General features: G+C 71.7%; 12 protein-coding genes and 1 pseudogene. 8 read left to right on the top strand and 5 right to left on the bottom strand.

Annotation, left to right across the window (positions count from 1 at the left end):
* Positions 1 to 98: 98 nt before the first annotated feature.
* On the bottom strand, positions 99 to 2,441 hold the full coding sequence (locus tag LNW72_RS34085; RefSeq protein ID WP_250978895.1) for an FUSC family protein: 2,343 nt from the start codon (positions 2,439 to 2,441) through the stop codon (positions 99 to 101).
* A 103-nt stretch (positions 2,442 to 2,544) separates the two neighbouring features.
* A complete protein-coding gene (locus tag LNW72_RS34090) occupies positions 2,545 to 3,402 on the bottom strand; it encodes a class I SAM-dependent methyltransferase (RefSeq protein ID WP_250978896.1) in 858 nt (285 codons plus the stop codon).
* 196 nt (positions 3,403 to 3,598) lie between these two features.
* Here LNW72_RS34090 and LNW72_RS34095 point away from each other — a divergent pair, with 196 nt between their 5' ends.
* From LNW72_RS34095 to LNW72_RS34105, 3 genes are all read left to right on the top strand, one after another.
* A complete protein-coding gene (locus tag LNW72_RS34095) occupies positions 3,599 to 4,150 on the top strand; it encodes a helix-turn-helix transcriptional regulator (RefSeq protein ID WP_250978897.1) in 552 nt (183 codons plus the stop codon).
* 22 nt (positions 4,151 to 4,172) lie between these two features.
* A complete protein-coding gene (locus LNW72_RS34100) occupies positions 4,173 to 5,873 on the top strand; it encodes an acyl-CoA dehydrogenase (protein WP_250978898.1) in 1,701 nt (566 codons plus the stop codon).
* 103 nt (positions 5,874 to 5,976) lie between these two features.
* Entirely contained in the window at positions 5,977 to 7,359 is a 1,383-nt protein-coding gene (locus tag LNW72_RS34105; protein ID WP_250978899.1) for a VWA domain-containing protein, read from the top strand.
* A 91-nt stretch (positions 7,360 to 7,450) separates the two neighbouring features.
* On the opposite strand, the gene katG is transcribed toward LNW72_RS34105, so the two are convergent.
* Together katG and LNW72_RS34115 are read right to left on the bottom strand one after the other, a co-directional pair.
* A complete protein-coding gene (katG, locus tag LNW72_RS34110; RefSeq protein WP_250978900.1) occupies positions 7,451 to 9,682 on the bottom strand; it encodes a catalase/peroxidase HPI in 2,232 nt (743 codons plus the stop codon).
* A gap of 76 nt (positions 9,683 to 9,758) precedes the next feature.
* A pseudogene (locus LNW72_RS34115) lies at positions 9,759 to 9,959 on the bottom strand (transcriptional repressor); the annotation flags it as partial.
* 194 nt (positions 9,960 to 10,153) lie between these two features.
* Here LNW72_RS34115 and LNW72_RS34120 point away from each other — a divergent pair.
* The 4 genes from LNW72_RS34120 to LNW72_RS34135 all read left to right on the top strand — a co-directional run bounded on the left by LNW72_RS34120 (position 10,154) and on the right by LNW72_RS34135 (position 14,669).
* Positions 10,154 to 10,564 carry a Fur family transcriptional regulator gene (locus tag LNW72_RS34120; RefSeq protein WP_250978901.1) on the top strand — a complete coding sequence of 137 codons (411 nt, stop codon included), beginning with the start codon at positions 10,154 to 10,156 and terminating at the stop codon, positions 10,562 to 10,564.
* 172 nt (positions 10,565 to 10,736) lie between these two features.
* The gene (locus tag LNW72_RS34125) at positions 10,737 to 11,933 is read left to right on the top strand and encodes a cytochrome P450 (protein ID WP_250978902.1); all 1,197 of its coding nucleotides are present in this window, start codon (positions 10,737 to 10,739) and stop codon (positions 11,931 to 11,933) included.
* Between the two features lie 160 nt (positions 11,934 to 12,093).
* Positions 12,094 to 13,332: a cytochrome P450 gene (locus LNW72_RS34130; RefSeq protein ID WP_250978903.1), complete on the top strand. Its 1,239-nt coding sequence runs from the start codon at positions 12,094 to 12,096 to the stop codon at positions 13,330 to 13,332.
* An 80-nt stretch (positions 13,333 to 13,412) separates the two neighbouring features.
* Entirely contained in the window at positions 13,413 to 14,669 is a 1,257-nt protein-coding gene (locus tag LNW72_RS34135) for an MFS transporter (protein ID WP_250978904.1), read from the top strand.
* 79 nt (positions 14,670 to 14,748) lie between these two features.
* Here LNW72_RS34135 and LNW72_RS34140 read toward each other — a convergent pair whose 3' ends face one another.
* Positions 14,749 to 16,056: a serine hydrolase domain-containing protein gene (locus LNW72_RS34140; RefSeq protein WP_250978905.1), complete on the bottom strand. Its 1,308-nt coding sequence runs from the start codon at positions 16,054 to 16,056 to the stop codon at positions 14,749 to 14,751.
* A gap of 335 nt (positions 16,057 to 16,391) precedes the next feature.
* On the opposite strand from LNW72_RS34140, the gene LNW72_RS34145 reads away from it, so the two are divergent.
* On the top strand, positions 16,392 to 16,547 hold the full coding sequence (locus LNW72_RS34145; RefSeq protein ID WP_250978906.1) for an SflA family class IV lanthipeptide: 156 nt from the start codon (positions 16,392 to 16,394) through the stop codon (positions 16,545 to 16,547).
* The last annotated feature ends 3 nt before the right edge of the window (positions 16,548 to 16,550 follow it).

Consider the following 16,550-nt stretch of genomic DNA (forward strand, 5'->3'; position numbering starts at 1 on the left):
GGAAGATGTGCGTTCTCGCGCGATTTTGGTTGCCGTCAGTCGTCAACGATGAGTTCGTTTCGATCCGGCGATCGGCGATGGGCAATTTGGGCGAACGCTCACGAAACGCCGGTGGATCTGCTGGGTGCCGGGGTGATGCGGCCGAGGTCGGCGTCGAGGCCCTGCAGCCAGGCTCCCGTGTCGAAGAGCAGGGGGAGCGCGGCGGGCGGTGTGTCCGAACGGGCGTCGGCGAAGACGGTCCGCTCCGCCGGCTGCCGGGCCGGCGGAGCGGGCGGGCCGGCCGGGGCACCCGCTCCGATGTCGTCCAGCTCGTCGGCGAGCAGCAGATAGCGGGCGGCGACGTCTTCGGCGAAGCCCGTGGTCCGTGTGCTCGCGACGGGCCCCAGGCGGGTACCGGGCGGGCCCCGGTGGTCCAGCAGCCGCTCCGCGCCGCGCACGGCGTGGTGACCGGCGATGATCGCGGCCTGCCAGTCCAGGTGATCCGCCCACGGGACGGCCGGCTCGTTCTGGGCCTGCGCGTAGGACGACTCCATCAGGACCAGTGCGTGCCGGACCGGCTGATCGCGGCGTGCCCGACGGGCCGGTCCGTCCCGCTCACCGCTGAGGGCCGTGACGGTGGAGGTCAGGGTCTCGGCGACGGTCCGCAGCAGCGAACCGGTGTCACGGCGCAGTTCGTCCAGGCCCCCGCGGGGCCACGCGAACAGCCCGCAGAGCAGGCCGATCAGACTGCCCGTGAAGACGTCGAGGAAGCGGGCCTCGGCCAGATGCCAGCCGGCCGGGGCGAGTTGGGCGAACACCGTGGAGACCGTCAGCGTGAACAGGGCCTGGGCCCAGCCGACGCCCAGGGTCGGCCCGAGACAGAAGGTGGCCAGCATGATCACCGGCAGTGCGACGGCATACACCCCGGAGTCCCGGCCGACAAGGACGAGAAACCCCGCGGCCGCCATCGCGCCCAGCAGCGTGCCGGTGAGCGCCTGGCGGACGGTGGTACGGGTCTGCAGGGCGGTGGTGCGCGTCAGGGTCAGGGCGGCGAGCATCGCCCAGAAGCCGTGCGGAAGGGACATGACGCCGGCGACCGTCCGGGCGAGGGCCAGGCCCAGGCTCGTGCGCACGGCGTTCTGGAAGTAGACGGAGCGGCGTCCGAGGTGGCCGGCCAGCCGGTGCCACAACAGCGCCGGAAGGCTCATCCGCGCGTACCAGAAGGTGCTGTCGGGGAGCGCCCGTTCACCGTCCGCGGCGGGCCGCTCCGGGTGGGCCGGCCGGCCGGCGGTCCGGTTCCGGTCCGGCGGCGCGGCCGCTCGCGACGCGACGTCGACCGCGCGCAGCGTGGTCAGGGCCGCCTCGGCCGCGTCGATCAGCTCCGCCTGACGTCGCAGCACCGCGGGCGAGGCCCCGTCGCCGCCCGCCTCGCAGTGGGCGGCCCGTTCGTGCCGGAAGGCCCGCAACGACTCCTTGAGCGCGGACGGGGACGGCGGGGCCACACCGCTGCGCAGCGCGAGGGCCGCCGCGGCGGCCTCCGCCCGCACGTCCCCCAGCAGCTGCTGCCCGAGGGCGCCCGGGTGCAGGGTCGGCCCCGGCACGGTCGAGGTGCCCAGCGCGACCGGCTGTTCGCGCAGCACGGCCAGGTCCTGCAGCCGCGCCAGCAGTTCACGGGAGGCCGCGCCCGCGTGGGCCAGGCCGCGCTGCCGCGCGCTGGGACCGGCCGGGCGGTCCGCCTCCGGTATCCGGGCCGGACGCAGCGCCTCGGCGGCCGCCCGGGCCTGCCGGCGCGCCGCCCCGCTCAGCGTCCAGGGAGCCTGGGCCAGCTCACCGGCGCAGCGGCCGGCCGCGTCGGCGGCGGTCGCCAGCAGCTGCGGAAAGGACGGGCGGCCGGGGTCGGGCAGCAGGAAGTGTTCGGCCGTGACCAGCGCGGCGATGCCCAGGGTCGTACCGGCCAGGCGTTCGTCCAGGATCTGCGGTGCGAAGGGTGGGAAGCACGGCAGGATGTAGAGGAGTTGGAGCCCCGGTACCGCTCCGCCGAGTCGCGGTCCTGTCACCGCGGAGAAGGCGAGCGCGAAGCCGATGACCGCCATCCCGGCCACGGCCGCCCAGGTCCGGACGGCCAGCAGCGTGCCGGCCGTCACCAGCAGCCAGGCGAGCGGCAGGGTGGTCACGATGGTGGCGGCGCGCTGCCGGCCGGAGCCCGGAATCCGGGAGAGCCCGGCCATCGCGACGACGGAGAAGAGCGCGTAGGTCGCGGCCACGGGCTGGTGGAACCCGTACAGGCACGTGTAGAAACCCGCGCAGGCGGCGAGGGTGATCCGTACGGCACGGCGGATCGTGGTCGGCACCGGATCCCCGCTGGTGCGCCAGCCGGCGAGGGCCAGGCGCAGCGCCCGCGGACGCGAGACCCGGCCGGGAGCGGGAGGGGCCGGCCCGCCGTCCTCCGGTTCAGCGTCCATGGAGCCTCGTCCGTCGGTCCGCGTGCTCCTCTCCAGCATCGCATCGGCCCGGGAGCGTCGCATTCGCTGGACCGCCGCCGTCCCTGAACCCCACGCGGCGGCGTCAGGCCGGGCGGCGGCCCCAGGCGGTGATCATGCCGGGGGAGAGGTCGGCCAGCTCCGGGGACGCCAGATACGCCAGCGCCTCGTCCACCGTCGACGCGTCCACCAGCCCGCTGGATTCCAGGCCGGGACGCATCCGTTCCCAGGTGGACCGCCAGAAGGCGGTCACCGGTGCGTCCGGGGTCAGCGGCGGCACGTAGATCTCCGCTCCGACGTCGGACAGTCCATGGGACCGCAGCAGCTCCGGATAGCCGGTGACCCAGCTGATGTCGGTGCCGATCGTGTCGCTCAGCGCGTGCCACATGGCGGCCATCGTGCGGCGGTACGCCACGTGCGCGGAACGGGCCGTGGTCAGATCGACGGCGTCGCTGACGACGAGCCAGCCTCCGGGGGCCACCCAGTCGGCGAGCCGCGCCAGTACCGCATCGTGCCGGGGCAGGTGCATGAGGACGAACCGGCAGTGCACGAGGTCGAACCGGCCCGGTGCCAGGTTCGGATCGGCCAGTTCCGGGTCGGCGAGGTCGGCGATGACCGTGTGGACGCGGCCTCCCGGCTGCACCGCCAGAAATCGGGTGTCGCGATCGACGGCGACCACACTCTCGACGCCCGCCGTCCCGGCCAGCCAGCGGGTGATGGTCCCCGTTCCGGCGCCCGCGTCCAGGCAGGCCCACCCGGGCCCGGCCCCGAGGGCTTCCAGCCGCCGGAACGTCACGTCGTCGTAGGCCAGCGCGCCGTAGTCGATCCGGGTCGCCTCGCCGTGCACCTCGGGCGGGAAGAGGTCCCTGCCGTAGCTGCCGGTGGCGGGCGGGCCGGCCGGGCGGCCGTTGCCGCCCGCGGAGGGGGACGGGGAGTGCGACATCGGATCCTCGTTAGATCGCGTGCGGCAGGCCCGGGGTGCGGCCCACGACGTGGACGGTCTCCTGGCTCACATCATCCCGCGCGGCACCGGCCCCGGCGAGCGCAGCGCCGACGTGCCGGGGGCCGGCGCGTGATCCGTGTCTCAACCCGGCCGGGCCTCATTGCCTATGCAACTCGTTGCATAGCAGGATGACGGCATGGCCCTAGAGCACGCGATCCTCGTCTCCCTGCTGGAGCAGCCCGGCTCCGGGTACGAGCTGGCGCGCCGCTTCGACCGCTCCATCGGCCGCTTCTGGACCGCCACCCACCAGCAGATCTACCGGGTGCTGCGGCGGATGGAGACGGACGGCTGGATCGCCGTCGAGGAGGTCGCCCAGGACAGCCGCCCCGACAAGAAGGTGTACTCCGCCGCCGCGCCGGGCCGGGCCGCCCTGGCGTCCTGGCTCCGCGAGCCCGTCGAACCGGAGACCGTCCGGCACGAGCTCGCCGTCAAGATCCGCGCCGCCGCCTTCGACGATCCGGCCGCACTGACCTCACTCATCTCCGAGGTCGAGCGGCACCGCGAGAGCCATGCCGCGCTGCTGGCCCGCTACCTCACCGGCGAGCGGCGCGACTTTCCCGACCAGGCCTCGCCCGCCGCCCAGCAGGAGCTGCAGCACGTGGTGCTGCGCGGTGGCATCGAGTACGAGCGGATGACCCTCGCCTGGCTGGACGACGTGCTCGCCACGCTCCACCGCATCGCCAACTGACCCTCATTCCCCTGGAGTCGACATGCTCTTCAACCCGCGTACCTATGACCCCGTACAGTTCGACGAGCGCACCCGACAGCTGCTCCGCGCCACCGTCGACTGGTTCGAGTCGCGCGGCAAGAAGGCACTCATCGACACCTACGTCGACCGCGCCTGGTACGGCGACTTCCTGGAGTTCGCGGCGAAGGAAGGGCTCTTCGCGGAGTTCCTCACCCCGTCCTCCGCGGACGACTCGAAGCGCTGGGACACCGCGCGGATCGCCGAGCTGAACGAGATCCTGGGCTTCTACGGTCTGGGCTACTGGTACACCTGGCAGGTCACCATCCTGGGCCTGGGACCGGTCTGGCAGAGCGGGAACGAGGCCGCCCGGGCCCGCGCCGCGAAGCTCCTGAGCGAGGGCCACGTCATGGCCTTCGGCCTCTCCGAGCGGACGCACGGCGCGGACATCTACTCGACCGACATGATCCTCACCCCGGACGGCGAGGGCGGCTTCACCGCGAGCGGCTCCAAGTACTACATCGGCAACGGCAACGTCGCCGGCCTGGTCTCGGTCTTCGGCCGCCGCTCGGACGTCGAGGGCCCCGAGGGCTATGTCTTCTTCGCCGCCGACAGCCGGCACGAGGCGTACCACCTCGTGAAGAACGTGGTGAACTCGCAGATGTACGTGAGCGAGTTCCGCCTCGACGGCTACCCGGTGCGCGCCGAGGACGTGCTGCACACCGGCAAGGCCGCGTTCGACGCCGCGCTGAACACCGTCAACGTCGGCAAGTTCAACCTCTGCACCGCGTCCATCGGCATCTGCGAGCACGCGATGTACGAGGCCGTCACGCACGCGGACAACCGGGTGCTGTACGGCCGGAAGGTCACCGACTTCCCGCACGTGCGGCGCGAGCTGACCGACGCGTACACCCGCCTCACCGCGATGAAGCTGTTCAGCGACCGCGCCGTCGACTACTTCCGCTCCGCCTCGCCCGAGGACCGCCGCTACCTGCTCTTCAACCCGATGACCAAGATGAAGGTCACCACCGAGGGCGAGAAGGTCATCGACCTGATGTGGGACGTCATCGCGGCCAAGGGCTTCGAGACGGACACTTACTTCGACAAGGCCGCGCGCGACATCCGCGGTCTGCCGAAGCTGGAGGGCACGGTGCACGTCAACCTCGCCCTGATCCTCAAGTTCATGGCGAACTACCTGTTCGCGCCGGCCGAGTACCCCGCCGTGCCGAGCCGTCTCGACCCGGCCGACGACACCTTCCTGTTCCAGCAGGGCCCGGCCCGCGGCCTGGGCGCGATCCGCTTCCACGACTGGCGCACCGCGTACGACACGCACGCGCACCTGCCCAACGTGGCCCGCTTCCGCGAGCAGGCCGACGGCCTCTGCACCCTGCTCCGCACCCACGCGCCGAGCGAGGCCCAGCAGCAGGACCTGGACTTCCTGCTGGAGATCGGCCAGCTCTTCGCCCTGGTCGTCTACGGCCAGCTGGTGCTCGAGCAGGCCGAGCTGACCGGCCTGGACGCCGATCTGCTGGACGAGATCTTCGACGTCCTGGTGCGCGACTTCTCCACCCACGCCACCGACCTGCACGGCAAGAGCTCGACCACCGACGAGCAGGCCGCCTGGGCGCTGGCCCACATCCGCCGCCCGGTCTCGGACGCCGGCCGTGCGGCCCGGGTCTGGACCCAGGTGGAGGCACTGTCCGGCGCGTACGAGATGCAGCCGTAGGACCGATCGTCGAGTGGGTGCCGCCGGTGCGGCACCCACTCGGCGTCGCCCGGAGCCGACGGGCTCCGGTGTATTTTTCCGCCGGTGCGGCAGACTGGCCGTCGTGACCTCGACACCTTCGCTCGGTAAGGGCGCCAACGTCCCCGTCGCCGCCAGCGCCGTCCGGGCCGTGCTGACCTGGGGCGCGGGCCCGGGCGTGCCGGACGTCGACGCTTCCGCGCTGCTGCTCACGGAGGCGGGGCGAGTGCGTTCCGACGCCGACTTCGTCTTCTACAACCAGCCGGAACACCCCATGGGCGCGGTGCGCCACGTGGGCTCGGCGGCGTCCGGCGAGGACGTGATCGACGTGGACCTGGGCCGGATCGAGCCCGGCATCGGGCGCGTCCTGCTGGGCGCGTCCGCCGACGGTGGCACGTTCGGCCAGGTCCCGGGGCTGCGACTGCGGCTCCTCGACCTGGCGACCGACGCCGAGCTGGCGCGGTTCGACATGACGGCCACGACCGAGACGGCCTTCCTGGGCGGGGAGCTGTACCGGCGCGGGGACGGCTGGAAGTTCCGCGCGGTGGGACAGGGGTACGCGTCGGGCCTCGCGGGCCTCGCGCGGGACTTCGGGATCAGCGTGGACGAGGAGCCGCCGGCCGCGACGCCGGCACCCGTGCCCGTCGTACAGCCGCCGCCCTCGCCGTCACCGGCGGGCCCCGCCCCGGCCATCCCCGCCCGGCTCACCAAGGGCGAGGAGAACCTGCCCGTCGACATGCGCAAGCGGCTCTCGCTGCGCAAGCAGCAGGTCGCCGTCAGCCTGCGCAAGCACGGCGCGGAAGGCGTGGTCGCCCGGGTCGTCCTGGTCCTCGACGCCTCGGGATCGATGGCCGGCCTCTACTCGCGCGGCACCGTCCACAGCGTCGTGGAGCGGATGGCCGCGGTCGCCGCCCAGGTCGACGACGACGGCGAGATGCAGGCCTGGACGTTCGCCTCGCAGCCGGCCCGGCTGCCCGACCTGACCGTCGGCGGTCTGCCCGACTGGCTCGAACTCCATGTGCGGGTCGGCCAGATCAGCCTGTTCGGCCGCAAGAAGCCGCCGAAGGGGCAGCGGCCGGGACAGGTCGACATGCGCGTGGTCGGCATCCAGAACGAGGAGCAGAAGGTCATCGCCGAGGTCCGCGGATTCGTGCGCGACAACCCGGCGCAGGCGCCGACGCTGGTGCTGTTCTTCTCGGACGGCGGGGTGTACCGCAACGCCGAGATCGAGCAGGAGCTGCGCGCGGCCGTGGAGGAGCCGGTGTTCTGGCAGTTCGTCGGGCTCGGCCGGGCCAACTTCGGGGTGCTGGAGAAGTTCGACACCATGCCCGGCCGCAGGGTCGACAACGTCGGGTTCTTCGCCGTGGACGACATCGACCAGGTCTCGGACGAGGAGCTGTACGACCGTCTGCTGCAGGAGTTCCCGTCCTGGCTGAAGGCGGCCCGCTCCGCCGGCATCCTGCGCTAGGCCCGGAAGTCCGGCAGAACGGGAACGTCCGGGCCGGCCCGTGCGGGCCGACCCGGACGCGCTGATCACCGGTGGTGATCGGTGGCCGTGATCAGACGAGGTCGAACCGGTCGAGGTTCATGACCTTGACCCACGCGGCGACGAAGTCCGTCACGAACTTCTCCTTCGCGTCATCGCTCGCGTAGACCTCCGCGAGCGCGCGCAGCTCGGAGTTCGACCCGAAGACGAGGTCGGCCCGGCTGCCGGTCCACTTGACCGCGCCCGTGGTGGCGTCGCGGCCCTCGAACGTGTTCGCGTCCCCGGACGTCGGCTGCCACGTCGTGCCCAGGTCGAGCAGGTTGACGAAGAAGTCGTTCGTCAGGGTCCCGGGGGTCGTGGTGAGGACACCGAGCGCCGACTGCTGGTGGTTCGCGCCCAGGACGCGGAGACCACCGACGAGGGCCGTCATCTCGGGGGCGCTCACCGTCAGCAGGTTCGCCCGGTCGATCAGCAGGTACTCGGCCGGCAGCCGGTTGCCCTTCCCGAGGTAGTTGCGGAACCCGTCGGCGGCCGGCTCGAGCGCGGCGAACGACTCCACGTCGGTCTGCTCCTGCGACGCGTCGGCGCGGCCCGCCGTGAACGGGACCTCGACGTCGAAGCCCGCATCCTTGGCGGCCTTCTCGACGGCGGCACCGCCCGCGAGCACGATCAGGTCGGCGAACGAGATCTCCTTGCCGCCGCTCAGGGTGGCGTTGAAGGCCTGCTGGACGCCTTCGAGCGTGCGCAGCACCTGCGCCAGCTCGTCGGGGTCGTTGGCCTCCCAGCCGCTCTGCGGCTGGAGACGGACGCGCCCGCCGTTGGCGCCGCCGCGCTTGTCACTGCCGCGGAAGGACGCGGCCGACGCCCAGGCGGCGGACACGAGCTGGGCCACCGACAGGCCCGAGGCGAGGATCTGCCCCTTGAGGGAGGCGACGTCCCCGGCGTCGACGAGCTCGTGCGTCACCGCGGGAAGCGGGTCCTGCCACAGCAGCGTCTCGGTGGGGACCTCCGGGCCGAGGTAGCGCACGACCGGGCCCATGTCGCGGTGGGTCAGCTTGAACCACGCGCGGGCGAAGGCGTCCGCGAACTCGGCGGGGTTCTCCAGGAAGCGCCGCGAGATCTGCTCGTAGGCCGGGTCGATGCGGAGCGCGAGGTCCGTCGTCAGCATCGTCGGGGCGTGGCTCTTCGACGGGTCGTGCGCGTCGGGGACGGTACCCGCTCCCGCGCCGTTCTTCGGCTTCCACTGGTGGGCGCCCGCGGGGCTCTTGGACAGCTCCCACTCGTTGCCGAACAGGATCTCGAAGAAGCTGTTGTCCCAGCTCACCGGGGTGTTGGTCCAGGCGCCCTCAAGACCGCTGGTGATCGCGTCGCCACCCTTGCCGGTGCCGAAGGAGCTCTTCCAGCCGAGGCCCTGCTGCTCGAGCGGAGCGGCCTCGGGGTCGTCGCCGACGCTGTCCGCCGGGCCGGCGCCGTGGGTCTTGCCGAAGGTGTGACCGCCCGCGATCAGGGCGACCGTCTCCTCGTCGTTCATCGCCATCCGCAGGAACGTCTCACGGATGTCGCGGGCCGCGGCGAGCGGGTCCGGGTTGCCGTTGGGGCCTTCCGGGTTGACGTAGATGAGGCCCATCTGGACGGCGCCGAGGGGGTTCTCCAGCTCACGGTCGCCGGTGTAGCGCTCGTCGTCGAGCCAGGTGGTCTCGGGACCCCAGTAGACGTCCTCGTCGGGCTCCCAGACGTCCGCACGGCCGCCGCCGAAGCCGAAGGTCTCGAAGCCCATCGTCTCCAGGGCGACGTTGCCGGTGAGGACGATGAGGTCGGCCCACGAGAGGTTCTTGCCGTACTTCTTCTTGACCGGCCACAGCAGGCGGCGGGCCTTGTCGAGGTTCGCGTTGTCCGGCCAGCTGTTCAGCGGGGCGAACCGCTGCTGGCCGGCCCCGGCGCCGCCGCGGCCGTCACTGATGCGGTAGGTGCCCGCGCTGTGCCACGCCATACGGATCATGAACGGTCCGTAATTGCCGTAGTCGGCAGGCCACCAGTCCTGCGAGGTGGTCAGCACCTCCGCGATGTCCCGCTTCACGGCCGCGAGGTCGAGCGTCCTGAACGCCGCCGAGTAGTCGAAGTCCTCGCCCAGCGGGTTGGCCACGGCGGGGTTCTTGGCGAGGATCTTCAGGTTGAGCCGTTCCGGCCACCACTGGCGGTTGCCGCCGCCCTGCGTCGGGTGCGGGGCGCGCTCGTGCGCGACCGGGCAGCCACCCCCGCCCTCCGCCTTCGCGTCTGTGACGATCGCGTCATGGTTCTCAGTCATGGGAATCCTTCCGGACCTGGGTGATCACGGTGCTCTGTAACTGTGGGCGGGGGGAACAGCCGGGGCGCGGGCCCCGGTGGACGGCTGGTTCACCGCGGCGGACGGGTCCTGCCGCGGAGAGTGCCTGGAGACCCGCACCAGCGAGGTGCGGGGAGACAGGGCGCACGCGATCACGCACCCCGGAGGCGATCGCCTCGACGCCGTGGTGGTCACCGTCCCGGACGGTCCCGGGCAGCGCGACGTGGGCGGCCGTCACCCGCAGGCCGGCACCGCGCAGCTCCTCGGCGGTGGTCCCGTACGTCTCTGTCTCCTGCCGTACTGGAGGCTTCCTGTCTCTTGGCTATTGCCGGAACCGATCCTACGATGGACAGATTCCAAGTCAAGAAGCACGCCAGGCCCACATCCAATCGGAACCCGGACATCCATCGGTAAACTTCGGGCATCCCACCGAACCTGAATAGGTGAACCGATATGAGTGACCTGCTGGAACGACTGCGTGGCCGTGGCTGGCGGATGACGTCCCAGCGACGTGTCGTTGCGGAGGTCCTCGACGGCGACCACGTGCATCTCACGGCCGACGAGGTGCACGCCCGCGCGGCGCAGCGGCTGCCCGAGATCTCCCGGGCGACCGTCTACAACACCCTGGGCGAGATGGTGTCCCTCGGCGAGGTCATAGAGGTCGCCACCGACGGCCGCGCCAAGCGCTACGACCCCAACGCCCACCACCCGCACCAGCACCTGGTGTGCTCCACCTGCGGCACCATCCGCGACGTTCACCCGACCGGCGATCCGCTGGCCGCCCTCCCGGCGGAGGAACGCTTCGGCTTCGCCGTGTCCCAGGTCGAGGTCACCTACCGCGGACTGTGCCCCTCCTGCGTCTAGGGACTGTCCGGCCGACGGACCGCACCGACTGGGCCGGATTAGGCCGTGACAGGGCGCCGCCGGCGGAGGCACGCTTCTCACGGCGGTCCGGTATCAGGGGGCGCGGCATCCACCGCGGCCGGACGCAGGCCCATCGTTTCCCGTGGCCTCCCGTCCGTTCGAGGAGGGTGCCATGGTGTCGGCGGCCGGCGGCGGAACGAACGGTCGAGCGGCGGGGCCGCACCATGACGCGGCCGCCTACCGCCGGGACCCCCTGGCGTTTCTGGAGGCGGAGTTCGACGCCGACCACGATGTGTGGCGCTCCGCATCGGGCCGGCTGTGCGTGGCCGATCCGGAGGCCGCGCGCGCGGTGATGGGCAACCGCCGCGGGCTGTTCGTCGAGACGTCCGATTTCTTCCACACCCGCGACGGGGTCTTCGGGCCCAGGGCCGCGCAGATCGAGATCGGCCGGGCGGCCCGCGCGCTGGTGCGCGACCGGCTCGACGCCCACCGGGACCGGCTGCCGCTCCTGGTCGAAGAACGGCTGGCGCCCTCCAGCGACTGGCCGGACGCCGGCAACCTCCTGGTCCGCGAACACCTGCGGGACGTCCTGCTGTGCCCGGAGGCACCTGCGGAGCTGCACGAAGCCGTCGACGCCATCATCACCCGCGCGGTGCTGTCCGGGGCACGGCTGCGCCATTCCGCGCTGTCGCGGCTCGTGTTCCGCCGCCGCGCGATGCGCGTCCTGATCCGGGAGGTCCAGGCCCGCCGGAGCGCGGGCCCTCGCGACGGCGAGCCGCGCGACCTCATCGACGTGACCATCACCGGAGCCGGACCGGTGGCGGATCCCGGCCAACTCGCCGAGGTCTATCTGTCGTTCCTGTTCGCCACGGTCGGCTCGATCGGCTTCGCCCTCGGCTGGGCGGTCCTCCTCGTCGGCACACACCCCGGCACCGAGGGCGACGAGCCGGACTGGATCGTCCGGGAGGCGATGCGGCTCCGTCCGGTCGCGTGGCTGTTCGCCCGGACGCCGAACCGCGTGCAGGAGCTGGCCGGGGTCACGGTCGGCCCGCGGGACGAGGTGGACGTGTGCTCCTACCTCGTGCACCGCCACCCGCGGCACTGGGCCCGCCCCGACGATTTCACGCCACGCCGCTGGGCGCGGTCCGTACCGGACCCGGCCTACCTGCCGTTCGGATTCGGGCCGCACACCTGCGCCGGCGCGACCGTCACGATGACGCTGCTCGTGGACCTGATCCGCATCATCACCCGCGACTGGCGGCTGTCGGTCACAGCCGGCGGCGACAGGCCCCGCCCGGGCCCCGCGCTGGCTCCTCCGCGTTTCACCGCGGAACTCCACGCCCGCGTCGATTCCCCAGGGAGGAGGTGAACACGATGAGGAAGCTCTACCGCTCGGCCCTGTCGGCTCTCAATGTCCGGCGCGGCTACGCCTCGTACATGCACTGGTACGTCTACCACCACATCTGATCGGCAGGGCGTGCGGGGCGCCGCCGGCCGGCGGCGCCCCGCACGCCGCGAGAGGTGAAGCCATGACCACTCCGCACCATGCCACCGACTTCCTGCACGACCTGCGCCTGCGCAGCGCTGCCGAAGGCGGCGTCTTCCGGTTGGAGGACGATCTGCTCGCCGTCTTCGAGCCGAACGCGGCCCGTCAGGTGAGCGGTGCGAACTGGCACCGTCTCGTCATGCCGGACCGCCTCGTCGATCAGATCCGGCGGCGCCACAGCCCGCAGATGCGGTGGACCCGGGTACGCGGCGCGTGGCTCGCCCAGCTGCACAAGCTCACCACCGCCGAGCACAACGCCGACCTGATCACGCGGATGGAACGGATCGTCGACGCGCGGCTCGGCGACGACGTGGACCTCGTCATGCTCGCGCAGGAAGTCGCCGTGCAGTCCATGCTGCCGGTCGCCCTGTCGGGCCTCACCCCCCGCGAGGCCGCCCGCATCAGCGAGGACCTCAATCAGAAGCTGCTCCGGCTGATCGCCCGGCAACCGGGCGCCGGACCATGGCACCACCTGCGTTTCGTCGCCGTGCAGGTCCGGGCCGGCAGCGTCGTACGGCGGGTGCTGCGCGAGCGGGCCGATGGCCGCCGCCCCCGGGAGCTGGACCTCGCCGATCCGATCGTCGACCTGCTTCCGGAGCTCGGCATGGATCGTGCGCTGGACGTGGTCACCGCCGTGCTCACCGCGATCGGCGGTCCGCCCGGTGCGGCGGCCGCGAGCGTGCTGTACGAGCTGGCCAGGAATCCGGAGTGGGCGCGGCGGCTGGCCACCGAACTGCGGGCCGTCGACCCGGCCGGGTTCTGTGCCGCACCGACGAAGGCCGCACCGGTCACCCACCGGTTCGTCAAGGAGGTGCTGCGCATGTGGAGCCCGCCGCTGCTCCTCATGCGGCGCTCCCGGTTCTCGTTCGATCTCGGTACCACCCGGCTGGAGAAGGACCAGGGCTACCTGCTGAGCCCGCACATGATCCACCGGGACCCCCGGTACTGGCAGCAGGCCGACACGTTCGACCCGGACCGCTTCCTGCCCGGCGCGCCGCACGGACCGGTCGACAAGGGCCACTACGTACCGTTCGGCTGGGCGCCGAAGAACTGCGTCGGCGCCGACATCGGCATGATCCAGCTGATGGCGCTGTGCTATCTGATGTGCACCCGCTACCGCCTCACCGTGCCGAACCCCGAGTCGATCACCATGGCGTACCGCTTCGCCCCCGTGCCTCAGGAGTTCCGCGGCCACCTGGCGTCCGAACGATCGGTGGTTTGACCCGCCTGTGCCCGGACCGCTTGGATCGCACTGGTCAATGCGAGGTGCGTGCGGGCGGTACGGCGGGGGGCGGGCTCGGGATGCTGGGCAGGAGATCACTGGGGCGGCAGTTCGAGTGGCTCTGGGCGTCGTACGCGGTCAGCACGTTCGGCAGCTGGATCGCGCTCGACGCGTTCCCGTTGATCGCGATCCTCGCGCTGCACGCCGGACCGGCCGCGGTGTCGGGGCTGGCGGCCGCGGGGCTGGCGGTGGGGGCGGCGGTCGCGGTGCCGCTCGGCCCCTGGGTGGAGTTCCGCCGCAAACGACCGGTGATGATGGCGATGGACCTGACCCGGTTCGCGGCGCTGATGAGCATCCCGGCCGCGTACGCGCTCGGCGGGCTGACCTTCATCCAGTTGCTGGCCGTGTCGGTCGTCGTCGCCGCGGCCAACATCACCTCCAGATCGGCCGCCGGCGCATGCCTGAAGGCTCTCGTGCCGCCGGAGGACCTGCTCGTCGCCAACGGCCGGTTCGAGTCCACCGCCTGGACCGCCACCGCGCTCGGACCGCCGCTCGGCGGGGCGGCGATCGGGCTCTTCGGCCCGGTGACGACCGTGGTGGCCGACGCGGTCAGCTATCTGCTCTCGGCGGCCGGGATCCGCGCGATCGGCGGGAAGGAGCCGCACCCCACGCGAACCGCGGCATCCCGCTTCCGGGCCGGCGACCTGCTCGAAGGGTGGCGGTACATCCTGGGCCACCCGGCACTGCGCCCGTTGTTCTTCAACACGATCCTGGTCAGCGGCCTGATCATGGCGACTTCGCCGGTGCTCGCCGTCCTGATGCTCAGTCATCTGGGGTTCGCGCCGTGGCAGTACGGCCTCGCGTTCGGAGCACCGTGCGTCGGCGGTCTCATCGGCTCACGGCTGGCCCGCCCCCTCGTCACGCGGTTCGGTCAGCACAAGGTCATGCTCACCGCCGGGACGCTGCGCGCCTGCTGGCTGCCCGGGCTGGTCTTCATCCGCCCCGGCGTCACCGGGCTGGTGCTCGTCATCACCGTCGAACTCGGGCTGATCACCTGTATGGGCGTGTTCAACCCGGTGCTCGTCACCTACCGGCTCGAACAGACCCCGACGGACCGGGTCGCCCGCACGCTCTCCGCGTGGTCGGTCACCAGCAACGCCACCATCGCCGTGCTGACCGCCCTGTGGGGCCTGCTCGCCGCCGTCACCGGCCCGCGCACCGCGATCATGGTCGCCGGACTCCTGATGCTGGCGACGCCGTTCCTGCTCCCGCGACGTGACCGTACGCCGCACGAGGACGACGCCGAGATCGGCCGGCGGGCCGTGACGGGCGTCTGATCCGGCCCGCCGTGCCGGGTGCTCCCCGGCCGGTGGCCGCGCGCCCTCGCCGGGTCGCACGCCACCGGCCGGAACGTGCTCAGCGCCGGGCGACGTTCGGCGCGATGTCCTCGTAGAACGGGGTCTTCGGGGTGGCGGCCGCCGACCGCTTCGCGGACGGGCCCTGGGCGGCCGGCGTCTTCGGGGCGGCGGGCTTGCCGCAGAAGGCCGCTTCGAGGGTGTCGCCGAGGATGGTGTTGACGTTGCCGTTGTTGGAGGTGTTGGCCATCGAGCTGACGCTGCGGCGGCCGTCGCGGGTGGTGAAGGCGTAGGAGTAGAAGCCCTGGACGGTGCCGGTGTGACCGTAGACCGAGATCCCGCAGGACAGGTCGCGCTGGCGCAGGCCGAGCCCGTAGAAGCGGGTTCCGGTGTCGTCGCTCGGGGTCATCCTGAGCATCTCGGTGAGCATGCCCGCGCTCAGCAGACGGCCGCCCAGCAGGGACGAGAAGAAGCGGTTGAGGTCGCGCGGGTTCGAGACCATCGCACCGGCGGACTGGGCCCAGGACACCGTCTGGTCGGTGGAGTCGACCAGCGGCGCACCCGCCTCGTCAGGGGTCAGATAGCCCTTGATGTGGCGGCCGGGGATGGTGGCGCTCGGGTGCACGTAGACGGTGTCGTTCAGCTGCAGCGGAGTGATGATGCGCCGCTGGTACTCGGTGCCCACCGGGTTGCCGGTGACCTTCTCGATCAGGGCGCCGACGATCACGAAGTTGGTGTTGGAGTACTGGTAGGCCGCGCCCGGCTCGGCCGTCCTCGGGTGGGCGAGCGAGAGCTTCACCAGCTCCTGGTACGTGAACACCTTGTTCCGGACCGCCTCGAACCCGGGGACGGTGTTGGCGAACATGTCGTTCGTGTAGTCCCACAGACCGCTGCGGTGGGTCAGCAGGTGCCGCACCGTGATCGTCGGGTCGGGCAGCAGACCCGGCAGGTACTGGTCGACCGGCGCGTCCAGCGCGACCTTGCCCTCCTGGACGAGCTGCAGCAGCACCACCGTCGAGAAGGACTTGGTGATGCTGCCGATGCGGAAGCGCGCATCGGTGTTCATGGCCTGCCCGTTGGAGCGGTCGGCCACCCCGGCGGTCTCCCGGTAGACGGTGCTCCCGCTGTCGATACGGGTCATCACGCCCGGCGCGCCGCCGGCCATCACCCGCTCGAAGACCTTGTGCAGGGCATCGAGATCCGGCTTCGCGAGTCCGTCGTCCGGCGCCTGCCGAGTGGCGCTGCCCGCTCCGGTCCCCGCCAGGGTCCGGGCCTCGGACCGGGCCGCGAGGGCCGGGACCGAGGCGACGACGAGAGCCAGCACCGAAGCGCTCATCGCCGCGCGCCTACCGAACTTGCCTTGCACCATGACACTCCTTGTTCCGACGCGGATGATCCGGTGATCATCGCAGCCGCGGATTCGCTTCCCGCGTATGCCGCGCACCTTCTCGCCGTCGAAGAGAGGCCGGCGCCGCGTTTGGTTCCCCTGGTTCCACTGCGGATGATCTTGTGCGAATTCCCGCCGGTAAGTCGGCTGGTTTACGACGTTCCTCCTTCGCGGACGTCCTGGAGACTGTGACGGTCCGACAGCCCGCCATCCGCTGCTCTGGCTGCGCGCTCTCCGGCGCGGCGGGACGGCGTGGACGCCCGTGAAGTCGCTCGGTTCGTGAGATGAAATGCCCGCTCTTTCGCGAAAGGATCGATATGAGCCCTGTGGAACTGGACATCCGTGACGCCGGTCCGCTGGATGTGGAAGCGGAGGGGATCGCGTTCGAGGACGACCTGCATCCCGGCCGCGGTGCCGAAGCGTGCCTGGCCGATCCCTGGGTCACCGCGACCACGCGTTTCGCATGTGACTAGCCC

The sequence above is a fragment of the Streptomyces sp. RKAG293 genome (assembly GCF_023701745.1).
Classification (GTDB): domain Bacteria; phylum Actinomycetota; class Actinomycetes; order Streptomycetales; family Streptomycetaceae; genus Actinacidiphila.